Origin of the sequence: Streptomyces composti, from assembly GCF_012034205.1 — a bacterium.
Taxonomy (GTDB): Bacteria; Actinomycetota; Actinomycetes; order Streptomycetales; family Streptomycetaceae; genus Streptomyces; species Streptomyces composti.
Genome location: NZ_JAATEM010000001.1, coordinates 43,573 through 59,564 on the forward strand (window position 1 = coordinate 43,573; position 15,992 = coordinate 59,564).

Consider the following 15,992-nt stretch of genomic DNA (forward strand, 5'->3'; position numbering starts at 1 on the left):
CGAGGAGGCACTCATGTCCAAGCCGCCGCTCCCCGAGAAGGCCGTCGACCTGCTGCGCCGGCCCAACCCCTGCGTCATGGCCACCCTCCGCTCCGACGGTGCCCCCGTCTCCACCCCCACCTGGTACCTGTGGGAGGACGACGGACGGGCCCTGATCAACCTCGACGCGGGCCGGGTGCGCCTGAAGCACCTGCGCCGGGACCCGCGGGTCACCCTCACTGTCCTGGACGGCGACAACTGGTACACGCACGTCACCCTCATCGGCCGGGTGACCGAACTGCGCGACGACGAGGGCCTGAAGGACATCGACCGTCTCTCCGCCCACTACACCGGAAGCCCCTATCCGGACCGTGAGCGTCCGCGCGTCAGCGCCCTGATCGAGGTCGAGCGCTGGCACGGCTGGGGCGCACTCCGCGACAGCGACCAGGCGATGCCCGGCTCCTGACCCCCGGCGAAGCCGCACCGCACCCCGCCGTCACCGGAGCGGACCCACCGCCCGGGACGGCGGGACCCTGCGCGGCCGCGGGCCCCGCGGAAACCGCGCGCACCGCCGTCCCCGCGGGCCCGCGTACTCCCTCCGGGGTACTTCCCGGCCCTTCCGGCACCGCGCCCCCGGCCCGCACCGGCCCCTGAGCCGCTCCGGCCGCCGGACGCCCCGCGCGCCCCCTGACCTGCGACGGCCGTCCGCGTGCCGCCCCGCGCCCGGGCCGTCCGCACCACCCCCGCCCCCTCCGGTACTCCCGGCGGGGTACCCGCACTGCCGCTCGCCGTACGACGACCGGGCACCCCCTCCAGGACGACCCTCGGAAGCACACCGCAACACCAGCACATCGCTTCCGAGGAGTTGAACGACCATGCAGACCCTGGCGCACTTCGGCGACGGCGGGCCCGGCCCGTGGATCCTGCTCTTCCCCCTGATCTGGGCCCTGATCATCGGCGGCGGCATCGCTCTGCTCCGCCGCACCGTCTGGCGCGGCCGTGGCGGACGGTACGGCCGCGGCGGGCCCGGGCAGTCCGGCCCCGCACCCGACTCGCCCATCACGGTTCTCGGCCACCGCTTCGCCTCCGGCGAGATCGACGAGGACGAGTACTGGCGCCGCCTGTCCGTCCTGGACGAGCAGTTCGGGCGCAAGGGCTCCGAGGGAGGTGCGGCATGACCGCCACCGCCACCACCGGATCGGTCACCCGCACCGCCGCCCGCGTCGTCGACGCCGTGAAGGTGTACGGCACCGGCGACACCGCCGTACGGGCCCTGGACGGGGTGACGGTCGGCTTCCCGGCCGGCCGCTTCACCGCGATCATGGGCCCCTCCGGCTCCGGCAAGTCGACCCTGATGCACTGCGCCGCCGGCCTCGACACCCTCACCTCCGGCTCCGCGTACATCGGCGACACCGACCTGGGCGGGCTCGACGACCGCCGCCTCACCCTGCTCCGGCGCGACCGGGTGGGCTTCGTGTTCCAGGCCTTCAACCTGGTGCCGACGCTCACCGTCGCCGAGAACATCACCCTGCCGCTCGATCTCGCGGGCGGCGGGGGAGACCCCGAGTGGATCGATTCCCTGATCGACGTCGTCGGGCTGCGCGACCGCCTCGGCCACCGCCCCGCCGAACTCTCCGGCGGGCAGCAGCAGCGCGTCGCCGTGGCCCGTGCCTTCGCCGGCCGGCCCGACGTCGTCTTCGCCGACGAGCCCACCGGGAACCTCGACTCCCGCTCCGGGGACGAGGTCCTCGGGCTGCTCGGCCGCACCGTGCGCCACACCGGCCGCACGGTCGTCATGGTCACCCACGATCCGGTGGCCGCCGCCCATGCCGACGAGGTCGTCTTCCTCGCCGACGGCCGGCTCGTCGACCGGATGGAAGCGCCGACCGCCGACCGCGTCCTGGACCGGATGAAAGCCTTCGAGGTGCCGTCATGAACGCAGCCCTGCGCCTGAGCGCGGCCTCCCTGCGCGCCCACAAACGGCGCTTCGCCGGAACGTTCCTCGCCGTGTTCCTCGGCGTGGCGTTCCTGGCCGGAACGCTCGTCATGGGCGACACGCTGCGCGCCGGCTTCGACACCATGTTCGGCAACGCGGCCCGGGGCACCGACGCCGTGGTCCGCAGCGCCGACGCCATCACCACCCCCGGAGAGGCCCAGGGGGTGCGGCAGCCGGTCGACACCGGTCTCACCCAGACCATCGAGCAGGTCCCCGGGGTCGCCGCCGCCGTCCCCGACATCCAGGGCGCCGGACAGCTCGTCGGCGCCGACGGCGAGCCCATCGGCGGCCAGGGGCCGCCCACCGTCGCCGGCAACTGGATCACCGACCCCGAGCTGAACCCGTACCGGCTCGCCGAGGGCCGGGCCCCGCAGAAGTCCGGGGAGGTCGTGGTGAACCGCGGCACGGCCGAACGCGGCGGTCTCTCCCTCGGCGACACCACCGTGCTGCGCACCCCCGACCCCGTGCAGGTGACCATCGTCGGACTGGCCACCTTCGCCGGCGAGGACGGCATGGCACAGGTGACCTACACCGGCATGACCCGTGCCGACGCCGAGAAGTACCTGACGGCACGCCCCGGCGAGGCGGCCGGCATCCTGGTGCGCGCCGAACCCGGCGTGAGCCAGCAGGAGCTCGTCGACCGCCTGGCCGACGTGCTGCCGCAGGACGTCGAGGCGATCACCGGGCAGGAGTCGGCCGAGGAGAACAACGAGATGATCTCCGGTCAGTTCCTGAGCATCTTCACAGTGTTCCTGCTGGTGTTCTCCGGCGTCGCCCTGCTGGTGGCGACCTTCTCCATCCACAACACCTTCGCCATCGTCGTCGCACAGCGCACCCGCGAGAACGCCCTGCTGCGCGCCCTCGGCGCCTCCCGCCGCCAGATCACCGCCACCACCCTGGTGGAGGCGACCGCCGTGGCCCTGACCGCCTCGCTCGCCGGACTCGCCGGAGGCATCGGCATCGCGGCCGGACTCCAGGCCCTGTTCCCGGCGATCGGCTTCCCCTTCCCCGAGGGCAGCCTGGTCGTCGGCGCCGTCTCCCTCGCCCTGCCGCCGGCCGTCGGTGTGGTGGTCTGCCTGGGCTCCGCCCTGGTACCCGCCCTGCGCGCCGGTCGCACGGCACCGCTGGCCGCCCTGCGCGAGACGGCCGTCGACAGCTCCGGCGCCTCCCGCTCCCGCGCGCTCACCGGCGCGGTCCTCGGCGGCCTGGCCCTCGCCCTCACCCTCACCGGCGTCCTGGTCACCCCGTCGCTGTGGCTGGCCGGAACGGGTGCGGCCCTCGCCCTGGTCACCTTCGTGGTCCTCGGCCCGGTCGCCTCCTCCACCGCCGTCCGGGTCCTCGGCGGCCCGCTGCACCGCCTGCGCGGCATCACCGGCCGGCTCGCCCGCCGCAACGCCCTGCGCAGCCCCAAGCGGACGGCCGCCACGGCGAGCGCCCTGATGATCGGCGTGGCCGTGGTCTCCCTCTTCACCGTCTTCGGCGCCTCCCTGAAGGCCACCATGGACCAGACCGTCTCGCGCTCCTTCGCGGGTGACGTCGCCGTCAGCGCACCGGCCTTCGGCGCGGGCGGCAGCGGGCTCAGCCCGCGCCTCGCCCCGGCGGTCGGGGAACTGCCCGAGGTGGACACCGCGGTCGGGCTCGGCCGGGGCGTCGCCGAAGTCGAGGGCGACGGACGGGCCTTGACGGTCACCGACCCCGAAGCCCTGGAGCGCACCTTCGACCTCGGCGAGATCCGCGGCTCCCTCACCGACCTGGGAACCACCGGCCTCGCCCTTACCGAGAAGGAGGCCGACCGGCTGGACGTCGCCCCCGGCGACACCACCCGGCTCACCTTCACCGACGGCCGGGAGCAGACCTTCACCGTCCGCGCCGTCTACGGCCGTTCCGAACTCGCCGGCGACTACGTCATCACCCGCGAGGCCTGGGCCCCGCACCGCACCCAGGACGCCGACACCCTGGTGGCCGTCAGCTTCGCGGACGGCGTGAGCGCCGAAGAGGGCAAGGCCGCCGTCGAGAAGGTCGCCGCCCAGTACGGCAACCCGGAGGTGCAGACCCGCGAGGAGTACGCCGAGTCCTCGGCGGGCGGCATCGACATGATGCTCACCCTGGTCTACGCCCTGCTGGCCCTCGCCGTGCTGATCGCCCTGCTCGGCATCGCCAACACCCTCACCCTGGCGATCCACGAGCGCACCCGCGAACTGGGCCTGCTCAGGGCGGTCGGCCAGACCCGGGCCCAGCTGCGGGCCATGGTCCGCTGGGAGTCCGTCCTGGTCGCCGCCTTCGGCACCGCGGGCGGCCTGGCCCTCGGCAGCTTCCTGGGCTGGGTCCTGGTCGCGGCCTCCGACGGCGCCTCCGACAGCGCCTTCGCCTTCGCCGTCCCGCCCGTCCGGCTCGCCCTGGTGGCCCTGGTCGGCGTGGCCGCCGGCGCTCTCGCGGGCGTCCGCCCCGCCGGCCGAGCGGCCCGCCTGAACGTCCTCAGGGCCATCGCCACCGAATAGGCGACCCCAGGGACGACACCGTGCGTGGCCCGCAACCGAGGTTGCGGGCCCGCCCACGCCCCCTGTTCCCCGCGCATCCGGCGAGCGGGCCGCAGGGCCACGGCTCCGAGCGCCCCGGGGCGAACGAGCCGATGCGGAGGCGAACGAGGCTATGTGGCCCTGGCCATCTGATCCGCCCCCCGCTCCGCGACCGCCAGCCGCGGAATCCCGTCCGGCACCACGAGCCCCGCCGCGTTCGGCGTGGGCAGCGTGAACCAGACCACCTTGCCCGACTCGCCGTCCGGCAGGGCGCCCCAGCTCTCGCTCAGCGCCGCCACCATGGCGAGTCCGCGGCCGCAGGTGGCGAGCGGGCCCGCGTCCTCCACGACCGGCAGACGCGGGTCGTGGTCGCGCACGGAGACCCTGAGCCGCTCCAGCAGCAGCTCCATCTCCACGGTGCACGTCTTGTCCGGCTGGGCGTGCCGGTGGACGTTGGACAACAGCTCTGTCACACCGAGCGAGGCCCGGTCTATCAGCGAATCCATGTGCCAGTAGCGCAACTGCGCAGATACGATTCTGCGGACCTGGCCGATCCGCGACGGCAGGGCTTGGAGCTCCACCGTGCAGTGCCTGCTTGGGTGACTGATCACGGCTGCGACTCCCCGGTGTCAGGTCCGGTACGAGGCCCGGAAGAACGCGGAGTACGGATCCAGCAGGATGCCTGCGTGACGCTGCCGCCTGCTGTCGTGGCCGGCGGGCTGGTTCGCAGCGTTATCGCCGGTAAACCCAGAGTGACGTGTGACAAGCGTGACTCAAGGGGTGATGTGGCGCAACTCACGGACATCTCAGCCGCCGCGCCCGGATGCGCGCCGTACCGCCTCGACGAACCGGCGGGCGGCCGGCGGCCCCGGCTCGCCCGGCGCCGGATCGTGCTCGCCCAGGGTCAGCAGGTACCGCTCGCCGTTGAGATCCGCGAGCGCGCGGTCCTCCGGGACGAACCACGGCTTGGAGGCGCGCACCGCCTGCACCGGCGCGCTGTCGATCTCGGTGCCGTAGCTGGTGAGCAACTCCAGCCTGCCGTCGCTGATCCGGACCTGCCCGGCCCGGGTGAGCGAACGCAGCCGCTTGCCGATCCGCACCCCTCTGGCCGTGAACTCCGGCTCGGCCATGGTCACCCGCCCCCTCGCGCGTGTGTCGGTGTGCCGGACCGTGCTCTGCGGCCGGCCCGAGCCCGGAACCGGTGCCCGTGTGCCCGGTCCGGTGCGCTGCTCCCGCCGGTGAAGTGTGCCCCCGTGCGCCGCGGAGCACCAGTGCGCGCGCTCCGGTTCTCAGGGGCGCGAGAAGCACTGACGCAAAAGCGCCCCCGCCCCTTCACGCCCCCGGTGCCCAGGGTTGCCTTTGGGCCGCCCAAAGATGCGTTTATGCAGGTGAGAAGTGGTGCGAAGGGTGCTTATGATCGGGGTGCCGGCCCGCGCAGGACGCCGCGTCGGCGCCCAGTGTAAGGAGCCCCGTGGTGAGCACCCCCCGACAGACCATGACCGGCGCCACCCTGGACGTCGACCGCACCGATCCGGCCTACCGGGCCTGGCTGAAGGAGGCCGTACGCCGGGTGCAGGCCGACGCCAACCGCTCCGCCGACACCCACCTGCTGCGCTTCCCGCTGCCCGAGCACTGGGGCATCGACCTCTACCTCAAGGACGAGTCGACCCACCCCACCGGCAGCCTCAAGCACCGCCTGGCCCGCTCGCTGTTCCTCTACGGCCTGTGCAACGGCTGGATCCGGCCGGGCCGCCCGGTGATCGAGGCCTCCAGCGGTTCCACGGCCGTCTCGGAGGCGTACTTCGCCAAGCTGATCGGCGTGCCCTTCATCGCCGTCATGCCGCGCACGACCAGTGCCGAGAAGTGCCGTCTGATCGAGTTCCACGGCGGGCGGTGCCACTTCGTGGACGACCCGCGCACCATGTACGACGAGTCCGCCGCCCTCGCGGTGGAGACCGGCGGCCACTACATGGACCAGTTCACCTACGCCGAGCGGGCCACGGACTGGCGCGGCAACAACAACATCGCCGAGTCCATCTTCCGTCAGCTGCGCCTCGAGCGTTACCCGGAGCCCGCGTGGATCGTCGCCACGGCCGGCACCGGCGGCACCTCCGCGACCCTCGCGCGCTACGTCCACTACATGCAGTACGACACCCGGATCTGTGTCGCCGACCCGGAGAACTCCTGCTTCTTCGAGGGCTGGACGACCGGCGACCCGGACGTCACCTGCGACTGCGGCTCCCGCATCGAGGGCATCGGCCGGCCCCGGATGGAGCCCAGCTTCGTGCCCGGCGCCATCGACCGGATGATGAAGGTGCCGGACGCCGCCAGTGTGGCCGCCGTGCGGGCGCTGGAGGGCGCCATCGGGCGCAAGGCCGGCGGCTCCACGGGCACCGGCCTGTGGAGCGCGCTGAAGATCGTCTCCGAGATGGTGGCGGAGGGGCGGCAGGGCAGCGTGGTCACGCTGCTGTGCGACCCCGGGGACCGCTACCTCGACAAGTACTACTCGGACGCCTGGCTGGCCGAACAGGGCCTGGACATCGCCCCCTACACCGCCGCCATCGAGACACTGCTGCGCACCGGCGTCTGGCCCTCCTGACGCCGGGCCCTAACGCGCCAGCCGCCGGTCCAGGGAGGTGGCCGCGTTCCGGAAGGCGCGGGCGAGCCCGGGGCGGGCGAGTGCGAGGGCGTGCCGGAACAGCGCCGTGCCGTCGACGGCGACGGTCCACTGCACCCGGGTGCCACTGCCGGCGGGCGCCAGCAGCCACTGCTCGACCATGGCGCGGGTGCCCGGCGCGTTGGTCACGTCCACGCGGTAGGTGTACTCCTCGGGTTCCTTCGCCACCAGGATCGTCTCCCGGAAGCGGGTGCCGCCGCGCAGCCGGATCTCCCGGCCCGCGCCGTCGTCCAGCGGGCGGGCCAGCGTGACGGCGCCGAACCAGTCGCTCCAGCCGGGGACGTCCTCGGCGAGCGCCGGGTAGACCCGCTCCGGCGGGGCGGAGATCTCCCGCGCGAACACCAGCCGTACCGGAGCTGTGGCGACGAAGTCCGTCCCCACGGGACGCAGACGGTGAGCCATGCCGTGACCTCCGTGAGAGAAATGCGCCGCGCACGGACCGGGCGGTCCCACGCGGCGCTCCGCCGTGGCCGACGGTCCGTCAGCCGTCCGCCGGCTCCTTGGGCTCGGGCTCCTCCGGCTCGCCCGCCACGATCAGCCGCCGCAGATGCTCGGAGACCTCCGCACGGGCCGCGGCGGGCAACCCGGCGTCCGTCACCAGCGTGTCCACCTGGTCCAGCGAGGCGAACGAACTCAGGCCCACCGTACCCCACTTGGTGTGGTCGGCCACCACCACGACCCGGCGGGCCGACTGCACCAGGCGGCGGTTGGTCTCCGCCTCCGCGAGGTTCGGCGTGGACAGACCGGCCTCCACCGATATCCCGTGCACACCGAGGAACAGCAGATCGAAGTGGAGCGCCGCGATCGCCTGGTCGGCCACCGGCCCCACCAGCGAGTCGGACGGGGTGCGCACCCCGCCGGTCAGCACCACCGTGGCCGAGCCCTGCCGGGGACCGGAGGTGCGCTGCGCGGCGTGGAAGACGTCGGCCACCCGCACCGAGTTGGTCACCACCGTCAGATCGGGCACGTCGAGCAGCTGGTGCGCCAGCGCGTAGGTCGTCGTACCGCCCGACAGGGCGATCGCCGCACCCGGCGGGACCAGCTCCGCCGCCGCCCGCGCGATGTCCTCCTTGGCGCTCAGCTCCATGCCCGACTTGGCCTCGAACCCGGGCTCGTGCGTGCTCGCCTCGACCACCGGTACCGCGCCGCCGTGCACCTTCTCCAGGACACCCTGCCGGGCCAGCGCGTCCAGGTCGCGGCGGACCGTCATGTCCGACACGCCCAGCTTCCGGGTCAGCTCGTTGACCCGGACTCCGCCCCGGCGCCGGACCTCGTCGAGGATCAGGGTGCGCCGCTGCTCCGCGAGGAGGTTCTGATTCTCACCCACGTACGCTTCGGTCCTTTCCGCCGCCATCCGACCGACACGTCCGGCACGCGTTCCGGCGAGCCGACCTCTCCCCGTCACCGGTGCGCGGACGTCCCATCCTCCCATGCCGCACCGCTCCCGGCGCCACCGGTGGCTGGTCGCGCACATGTCACCGTTGGGTCGCGGGGCGCGTGCCGGTCACACGGACCGGGGAGATTCCCTGACGGCGGGTGTCAGCCGCCCCGGCACAGGAGAGGCTGTGCCCGCACGGTCGGAGCCGACGACACGTCACGGGGAAGTGCGACACGGTGGAACGCGCGAGGGATCACAGGCCGGCAGCGAGCGGACCGGGAGGGGACGGCGAGGGTCCCGCACGCCCGGAGGAGGGGACCGGGCACGCGCTGGAACTCCTGGTCCACGGGGTGGGCGGCACCACCCCGGAGCGGATGCTCGACGACCCGCGCACCGTGCGCGTCACCGGCGACGACACCGCCGCCGTCTTCCGGCGCGCCGACGACGCCGACGCGGAGGGACGGCCCGGCGGCCGCGGGGACGGTCCCGTCCCCGAGGCGTACGTCTGGTGCAACCTCACCTCCGGCAACGGCACCCGCGCCCTGTGGCTGCTGCTCCTGCCGTTCATGGTGGTCAACCTCGCCCACTGGATGCGCCCCACCGCCCGGGGCCGCAGACGCACCGTCCGGCTCTACGGACTGCTGGTGCGCCTGGCCGGACTCAGCCTGACGGTGCTGCTGGTGGCCGCCGCCTGCGAGGTCGCCCTCGACCTCGCCGCATGGCAGTGCGCCGGCACGGCGGAGTGCGCCCGGGGAAACTCCTGGCTGGGCTTCCTCTCGCCCCATCTCACCGACGGCGGCTGGTGGAGCATGCCCGGCCGCAGGCTGGCCCTCGCCGCCGTCGTGCCCCTCTCTCTCACCGGCCTGCTCTGGTACCTGTCGCTGCGCACCTGGAACGCCTACGAGGCCCAGCAGCCCCTCGTCCGCGCCCCCGAGACCGGCGAGCAGGGCTCGCGCAGCGCGCTGAGCAGGCCCGGCTTCTGGTACGGCCGCCGCCTGGTCGCCCGGCTCCGGGCCGCGCACACCGCCGCGGGACTGCTGACGGTCGCCGCCGCCGTCGGCTCCGCCGCCGCCCGCGAGGACCGCAGGCCCGGCGGCCCGGCCCTGCTGCACGTACTCGGCGTGCTCCTCGAGGCGGCGCTGGTGACCGGCGCGGCCGTGATCGTCTGGGTGGTCTGCCGCCGGGGCCGCAGCGAACGCCGGCTCGACCCGGCGGGTGACGTACGCGTGGTCCGGCTGCTGCCGCTGGCCGCGCTGGCGCTCCTCGCGCTCAGCCTGCTCTACGCGGGCTGGGAGCGCCCCGGCTGGGAGTCGGCGGGCCGGCTGCCCGGCGACGCCACCTTCGGCGCCCTCGCTCTCGCCCAGGGCCTGCTGGTGATCGTCCTCGCCGTGGTCGCCCGCGTGCTGCACCGCACCGACCCCGACCGGCGGACCGCCATGCAGGGCCTGGCCGGACCGGCCGTGGCGATGCTGGCCTGCGCGCTGGGCGGGGTGATGTCCGGCGGCGTCGCCCAGCGGGTGTCCGACTGGCTGGACGGCGCCGGCGCCTCGATCCCCGGACCACCCGTGCTGCTGACCTGGCAGGCCTCGGTGATCCCGCCGCTGCTCGTGCTGCTGCTGATGCTCTGCGGCTGGCTGGCCCACCGCGCCTGGCAGCTCGCCAAGGCCGAGCGGGCCGCCGTGGAGAGCGACTACCCCGGCGAGACGGCCGACCCCCAGCGCACCCGCCGCATCGCCTGCGCCCGCGCCATGGCCGCCCTGACCGACCGGGGGCCGCGGATCGTCGCCGTCACCTCCGCCGCCACCCTGCTGCTGGGCGCCGGCGCCCTGTTCGGGGCGCTGGCCACGCAGAAGACGCCCGGCGAGGCCGCCCGCGACAGCCACGCCGTGGTGCACGGCGCCGCCGAGACCGCCCAGGCGCTGGGCTCCTGGCTGATCGGCCTCGGCTTCATACTGTTCGTCACCTGGGGCCGCCGGGCCTACAAGGACGCCTCGGCACGCCGCACCATCGGCATCCTGTGGGACGTCGGCACCTTCTGGCCGCGCGCCGCCCACCCCTTCGCACCGCCCTGCTACGCCGAGCGCGCGGTGCCCGACCTCACCTGGCGCATCGCCACCTGGACCGCCTCCACCGGAGGGCGCCTGGTCCTCTCCGGGCACTCCCAGGGCAGCGTCCTCGCCGCCGCCGCGGCCTGGCAACTCGATCCCGCCACCCGCAAACGGGTCGCGCTGCTCACCTACGGCTCACCGCTGGAGCGGCTCTACGGCCGCTGGTTCCCGGCCCACTTCGGCCAGGACGCGCTGGCCAGGCTGCACCAGGAGGTCGACTGCTGGCGCAACCTCTACCGGCTCACCGACCCCATCGGCGGCCCGATCGGCCTCCCCGGCGACTGCGGCCCCGCCGTGGACCGCGCCCCCCTCAAGGACCCCCTCGCCTACGGCCGCACCCCCACCCACCCCCTGCCGGCCCCCGTCCTGGGCCACTCCGACTACCAGTCCGACCCCGCCTACACCGAAGAACGGCACCGCCTGCTCACCCGCCTCCGCCCCGAACTCCCGCCCCCGCGCACAGGCGCGCATGCATCGCGGGCAGCCGACACCGGGTGAGGCTTCCGCGGGCCGCACAGGCCGGCACCCTCTGGGGCGGCGACCCTCGAACGACCTATCCCGGCTCCGGCAGATCCTCCGCGTACAGCAACGTCAGGTCGTCCTTATCCGGCTCAGCCAGCTGCGCGACCCTGCTCGCATGCCGCTCCACCATCGCCTCGAACGTCTGCCGAGCCGTGCGCCCGTTCCCGAACCCGGGCCCCTTCGGCATCTTGCTGAAGTACTCCAGCAACGCCTCCGGCGCCCCCGGCGCCAGCCGGTACTCGTGCTCCTCCGCCTGCTGCTCCACGATCCGCAGCAGCTCCTCCGGCGAGTAGTCGCCGAACGTGATGGTGCGCGAGAACCGGGACGCCACACCGGGGTTGACGGACAGGAACCGCTCCATCTCGGCGGTGTACCCGGCGACGATCACCACCACCGCGTCCCGGTGGTCCTCCATCAGCTTCACCAGCGTGTCGATGGCCTCCTTGCCGAAGTCCCGCCCGGCGTCCTCGGGAGACAGCGCATACGCCTCGTCGATGAACAGCACCCCGCCGCGCGCCCGCTCGAACGCCTCCTGGGTGCGGATCGCCGTGGACCCGATGTGCTCGCCGACCAGATCGACCCGGGACACCTCGACCAGATGCCCCTTCTCCAGCACCCCGAGCGCCGCGAGGATCTCGCCGTACAGCCGGGCCACCGTCGTCTTGCCCGTGCCGGGGGAACCGGTGAACACCAGATGCCGTTTGACGGACGCGGCCTTCAGCCCGGCCTGTTGCCGGCGCCTGCCGACCTCGATCATGTCGGTGAGCGCCCGCACTTCCCGCTTGACGCTCTCCAGCCCGACCAGCGCGTCGAGTTCCCCGAGCACGTCCTTGGCGGTGCGCACCGCCGGTGCGGGCTCCGCAGCCGGTGCGGCGGCGGTGGGGACGGGCGAAGCGGCCGCCGGCCGCTCCACGCGCTGCTCCGGCAGCCCGCCGAGCAGCCCGGGCGACGTGCTCACCGACTGCACGGCCCGTTCCGTCGCCGCGGGCGCCACCCGCAGGCTGCCGCTCTCGTCGCTGGTGCACTCCTCGACGAGCGGACCGCCCGCGCCGTTCACCGCGTCCGCCCCGGCGTCGGCGAACTCGTAACCGCCGCGCGCACAGCGCTCGGTGCGGCACCTGCGCAGCGTGGTGCGGCTGCCGTCTATGACGTGGAAGCCGTAGCCGCCGCTGCCGGTGACCCGGCAGTTGAGGAAGCTGCCGCGGCCGCCCGCGGAGACATAGACGCCCGCCTCGGCGGGGGAGGTGATGGTGCAGCGCTCCACGGCCGGGTCGGCGCCCTTGGTGACGATCAGGCCGGTCTGCATGCCGTCCAGCGTGCAGTTGCTGAGCGTGCCCCCGCTGCCGTGGTCGCGGAACCAGGCGCCGGTCGCCGCGTCCCGGATCCGGCAGTCGTCCAGCTGGGCGGTGGCCCCGTCACTGACCGACACCGCCGTGTTGCGCACCTGCCACAGGTCGCTGTCGACGACGTCCGCACGTGAGCCGCGGTCCAGGACGAACAGGGCGTCGGGAACGTCGTGCACCCGGCAGGAGTCCAGGACGGCCGTGGCGCCGTCGCTCACCCACACCGCCGGGTAGTCGCCGGTGCTGTCGAAGATCTCGCAGTGGTCGGCGTCCACCCGGGTGCCCGGGTCCCACACCGACAGGCCGTTGCGCCCGAACTGCCGCACCGTGGTGCGGGTCAGCGTGAGCACGGAGCGCGAGCGCAGGTCGACCGCGTTCTCCGGGATGTCGTGGATGCGGCAGTCGGCCAGCGTCAGCACCGCGTCGGTGTCCAGGGTGACCCCGTCGGTGGTGGTGCGGTGCACATCGCAGTCGGCGAGCTGCGCGGTGGCCCGCGCGCTCACCTGCACCCCGCTGCCGCGCACCTCGTAGATCTCGCAACCGGTCGCGTCCAGCGCGGAGTTCTCCCCGGTCACGGTGAGCCCGGAGCCGGAGGCGTGGTGCACCCGGCAGCGCTCGAGGCGGGGCTGGGCGCCGCCGCGCACCGCCACACCGGCCTGCCCCGCGGCGACCACCTCGCACTCCTCGAACACCCCGCCGCCGCCGTCCAGTACGGCGACGCCGATGCCCGCCGGGTTGTCGACCGTGCACCGGTGGACCGAGGGCCGGGCCGTGCCGCGCACCTCGATGCCGGCCGCGGACCGGGTGACCACCCGGATGTCCCGCAGCTCCGGTGTGCTCTCCTCGATCAGCACCGCCGGGGCTGCGGCGTCCTGGCCCTCCACGTGCAGGTCCCGGACGACCGCGGCGGCCCGCACGGTGAGCGGCACACCGTCCGCGGGCGCGATGCGCACCGAGCCGGGGGAGCCGTCGGGGCCGCGCAGGGTCACCGCCCGCCGCACGACGAGGTTCTCCCGGTAGGTGCCGGGGGCGACGGTGAGGACATCGCCGTCGGCCGCGGCCTCCAGGGCGGCGGCGAGCGATGCGTACTCACCCGTGCGGCGCCGCCACCGCGAGGTGCCGGTGTGCGTCACCTGGACCGTGCCCTGTGCCATGGCGTAACTGTGCCCCCACCTCGTCGTACGCAGGTTGTTCGCGGTTCTGCTTGCGCCGGACCACCGTAGCGTGCGCGCGGCCTGGGGGTTGACCGGAGCGGAAAGCCGGTCAGCTGCCGGTGCCGGTCCTGCCCCAGTCCGGTCCCGCTCGGTCCCAGGCCTGGTCCCAGAGCGCGTACCGGTGGCGGACCATGCGCCAGACGGCCAGCCGCCGGGCGCACTCGATCAGTCCGGCCGCGGCCAGGGCGGCGCCCACGCCGGCGATCACGGCATGCGTGGTGGCCGTCGCGGCGTCGAGGGGGCGGGGCACCAGGCGGCCGTTGCGGTCGGTCCATATACGGAACCGGTCGCCCGGCCCGGGATCCTCCAGCCGGGCCGCCACCGTTCCCCGGTGGACGGTGCGGTCGGGCGCGGTCCAGTGGGCGAGCACCCGGCTGCGCAGGTCCTGCCCGGTGGCCGCCTCGGGGTCCAGGTCCAGCGCCGAGGGCTCCAGGGCGCGGATCACCGTCGCCGTCACGGCGTACCGCGACCGCTGCTGCTCGCGGACGGACTGCTGGAGGGCGTCCTGGGCGGCGTCGTGGACCAGCACGCCCGTCACGGGTGCGGCGACGAGCAGGAGCAGCAGCGCCGTGAGGGCGACCCAGCCCTCGAGCAGGTCGGTGGGGCGGCACAGCGGATTGTGCCGCCAGCGCCACAGGCCGCTGATCGCACGCACGGTAGCCGACCCCCCTTCGCAGCCGTCTCACGCACTTCTCACGCAACCAACGCGCCGGCCCGCGATCCGGTTCCCGCCGTTCCCGCAGGGGGCGGCCCCGGCCGTCGTCGCGTTGACGAGGACTCAGGCCACGACGACGACCGGGTCCCCGACCCGGACGGTGCCGGGCGAGACGGGCACGAGGTTCTGCCCGAACACCAGTCTGCCGCCCGATCCGCGGTGCCGTCCAAGAGTGTGCAGCGGCTCCTTGCCGCGCCGGGCCGTCGTCTGGTCGGTGGTGGTCACCACACAGCGCCCGCAGGGCTTGGCGACCCGGAAGGCGACCTCCCCGATGGTGATGCGGGACCAGCCGTCCTCGGCCCAGGCGGGGGCGCCGTCGACGACGACGCTCGGCCGGAACCGGTTCATCGGCAGGGGGCCCTCGTCCGCGTGCTCGCCCTCGGCGATGAGGGAGTTGAGGGCGTCGAGCGAGGAGGTGGAGGTGAGCAGCAGAGGGAAGCCGTCGGCGAAGGTGACGGTCTCGCCGGGCAGCGCGAACTCGGGGTCGACCGGGCGGCGGGTGGCCGGGTCGTCCAGGTGCACCAGGCGCACGTCGGCGCCTAGGTAGGTGCTGCACCAGGCGTGCGCGGCGGGGTCCTCGGCCGGGACGGTGTCGACCTGGTCGTCGAAGAGCCGAACCCTGACGGTGCGGCCCGGCCTCGGCACGGGCACCTCGATCGGGTCCATGCCGGGTGCGGACAGCCGGACACCTCCGCCGGGCAGCAACTCGGCGGCGGCCAGGGCGAGACGCGGCTGCCGGCGCTGGGTGACGACCTTCGCCCCGTCGTCGATCAGCGTCCAGCGCCGGTCACCGGCCGGCCCCCAGGGCTCCACGGCAACCTCCGGGAGCGCAACGCTCCGGAACGCCTTGACCGGATGGACGTGGATCGAGTGCAGCCGCGGGTTCCCCATGGGGCCATCCTGCCAGTCGCCGGCCGGTGGCCCGCAGGGGCTCAGTAGCCGCGGTACTGCTGGTTCTGGTACGGGTCCTGATACTGCGCCGGGGCCGGCCGGGGAGCCGCGGGGCGCATCGCCTCGTAGCCCGTGGCCGGGGCCATGGGACGCGGCGGCTGCGGCTGGGGCCCGGGGTAACCGCGCGGCGCGCCTGCCTGCTGCGGGATGTGCGGCGCGTGCGCCTGCTGCAGCGGTGCGGGCTGCGGGGCCTGCGGATAGCCGTACGCGGGCTGGGACGGTGCCGCCGGGAGGGCGGGCAGCGCCGACGGGAGCGCCGGCAGCGAGCCGCCGGGCGCGTCGTAGGCGGCGGGGACCCGGATCGGGGCGATCTGCGGGGTGCCCCGCTCGGCCACGAGCGAGTCGTAGATCGGAGTGTCCGGGAAGGAGGCGGAGTAGTAGCCGCCGCCATAGGTGGAGCGGGGGGAGGTCATGGCACATAAGTTAAGCCCACGATGTGCTGGTTGGGGAGACCGATAAGAGGGTTGTTTTAGGGGTCTTCAGTGGTCTGGAGTTCCCCAATGCGAGCGAATTTGATGAAAACGGACCTTGCGTGGCCGAAGTTTGGTGTAAAGGCCAAGGCCCAGGCGGGTTACCGGCGGTTGCCTGTCCGT

At 74.0% G+C, this 15,992-nt stretch carries 14 protein-coding genes; 6 read left to right on the top strand and 8 right to left on the bottom strand.

Annotation, left to right across the window (positions count from 1 at the left end; genetic code table 11):
* Positions 1–13 precede the first annotated feature (13 nt).
* From HCJ93_RS00220 to HCJ93_RS00235, 4 genes are all read left to right on the top strand, one after another.
* Positions 14–445, top strand: a complete 432-nt coding sequence (locus HCJ93_RS00220; RefSeq protein ID WP_167989984.1) for a PPOX class F420-dependent oxidoreductase — start codon at positions 14–16, stop codon at positions 443–445.
* A 409-nt stretch (positions 446–854) separates the two neighbouring features.
* Complete coding sequence (locus tag HCJ93_RS00225) at positions 855–1,157, top strand: SHOCT domain-containing protein (protein ID WP_167989985.1); 303 nt, start codon at positions 855–857, stop codon at positions 1,155–1,157.
* The gene (locus HCJ93_RS00230; protein WP_167989986.1) at positions 1,154–1,915 is read left to right on the top strand and encodes an ABC transporter ATP-binding protein; all 762 of its coding nucleotides are present in this window, start codon (positions 1,154–1,156) and stop codon (positions 1,913–1,915) included. The genes HCJ93_RS00225 and HCJ93_RS00230 overlap by 4 nt, the downstream gene beginning before the upstream one ends.
* Complete coding sequence (locus HCJ93_RS00235) at positions 1,912–4,473, top strand: ABC transporter permease (protein WP_167989987.1); 2,562 nt, start codon at positions 1,912–1,914, stop codon at positions 4,471–4,473. The genes HCJ93_RS00230 and HCJ93_RS00235 overlap by 4 nt, the downstream gene beginning before the upstream one ends.
* Before the next feature lie 149 nt (positions 4,474–4,622).
* Here the strand turns inward: HCJ93_RS00235 and HCJ93_RS00240 are convergent, their stop codons facing one another.
* Together HCJ93_RS00240 and HCJ93_RS00245 are read right to left on the bottom strand one after the other, a co-directional pair.
* Positions 4,623–5,102: an ATP-binding protein gene (locus tag HCJ93_RS00240; RefSeq protein ID WP_373563535.1), complete on the bottom strand. Its 480-nt coding sequence runs from the start codon at positions 5,100–5,102 to the stop codon at positions 4,623–4,625.
* 195 nt (positions 5,103–5,297) lie between these two features.
* On the bottom strand, positions 5,298–5,621 hold the full coding sequence (locus HCJ93_RS00245) for a hypothetical protein (protein WP_167989988.1): 324 nt from the start codon (positions 5,619–5,621) through the stop codon (positions 5,298–5,300).
* Between the two features lie 365 nt (positions 5,622–5,986).
* On the opposite strand from HCJ93_RS00245, the gene cds1 reads away from it, so the two are divergent.
* Positions 5,987–7,090, top strand: coding sequence for an L-cysteine desulfhydrase Cds1 (cds1, locus tag HCJ93_RS00250; protein ID WP_167990373.1), 1,104 nt, complete (start codon positions 5,987–5,989; stop codon positions 7,088–7,090).
* Between the two features lie 9 nt (positions 7,091–7,099).
* On the opposite strand, the gene HCJ93_RS00255 is transcribed toward cds1, so the two are convergent.
* The gene (locus tag HCJ93_RS00255; protein WP_167989989.1) at positions 7,100–7,570 is read right to left on the bottom strand and encodes an SRPBCC family protein; all 471 of its coding nucleotides are present in this window, start codon (positions 7,568–7,570) and stop codon (positions 7,100–7,102) included.
* A 79-nt stretch (positions 7,571–7,649) separates the two neighbouring features.
* The gene (locus tag HCJ93_RS00260) at positions 7,650–8,495 is read right to left on the bottom strand and encodes a DeoR/GlpR family DNA-binding transcription regulator (RefSeq protein WP_167989990.1); all 846 of its coding nucleotides are present in this window, start codon (positions 8,493–8,495) and stop codon (positions 7,650–7,652) included.
* Between the two features lie 287 nt (positions 8,496–8,782).
* Here HCJ93_RS00260 and HCJ93_RS00265 point away from each other — a divergent pair, with 287 nt between their 5' ends.
* Positions 8,783–11,152, top strand: a complete 2,370-nt coding sequence (locus HCJ93_RS00265) for a hypothetical protein (protein ID WP_167989991.1) — start codon at positions 8,783–8,785, stop codon at positions 11,150–11,152.
* 55 nt (positions 11,153–11,207) lie between these two features.
* On the opposite strand, the gene HCJ93_RS00270 is transcribed toward HCJ93_RS00265, so the two are convergent.
* The 4 genes from HCJ93_RS00270 to HCJ93_RS00285 form a co-directional block, all read right to left on the bottom strand.
* Positions 11,208–13,673 (bottom strand): right-handed parallel beta-helix repeat-containing protein, encoded by a 2,466-nt coding sequence (locus tag HCJ93_RS00270; protein ID WP_167989992.1) that lies wholly within the window; start codon positions 13,671–13,673, stop codon positions 11,208–11,210.
* 109 nt (positions 13,674–13,782) lie between these two features.
* A complete protein-coding gene (locus HCJ93_RS00275; protein WP_167989993.1) occupies positions 13,783–14,388 on the bottom strand; it encodes an Rv1733c family protein in 606 nt (201 codons plus the stop codon).
* A 123-nt stretch (positions 14,389–14,511) separates the two neighbouring features.
* Complete coding sequence (locus HCJ93_RS00280) at positions 14,512–15,339, bottom strand: MOSC domain-containing protein (protein WP_167989994.1); 828 nt, start codon at positions 15,337–15,339, stop codon at positions 14,512–14,514.
* A 41-nt stretch (positions 15,340–15,380) separates the two neighbouring features.
* Positions 15,381–15,812 carry a DUF6643 family protein gene (locus HCJ93_RS00285; protein ID WP_167989995.1) on the bottom strand — a complete coding sequence of 144 codons (432 nt, stop codon included), beginning with the start codon at positions 15,810–15,812 and terminating at the stop codon, positions 15,381–15,383.
* Positions 15,813–15,992 lie beyond the last annotated feature (180 nt).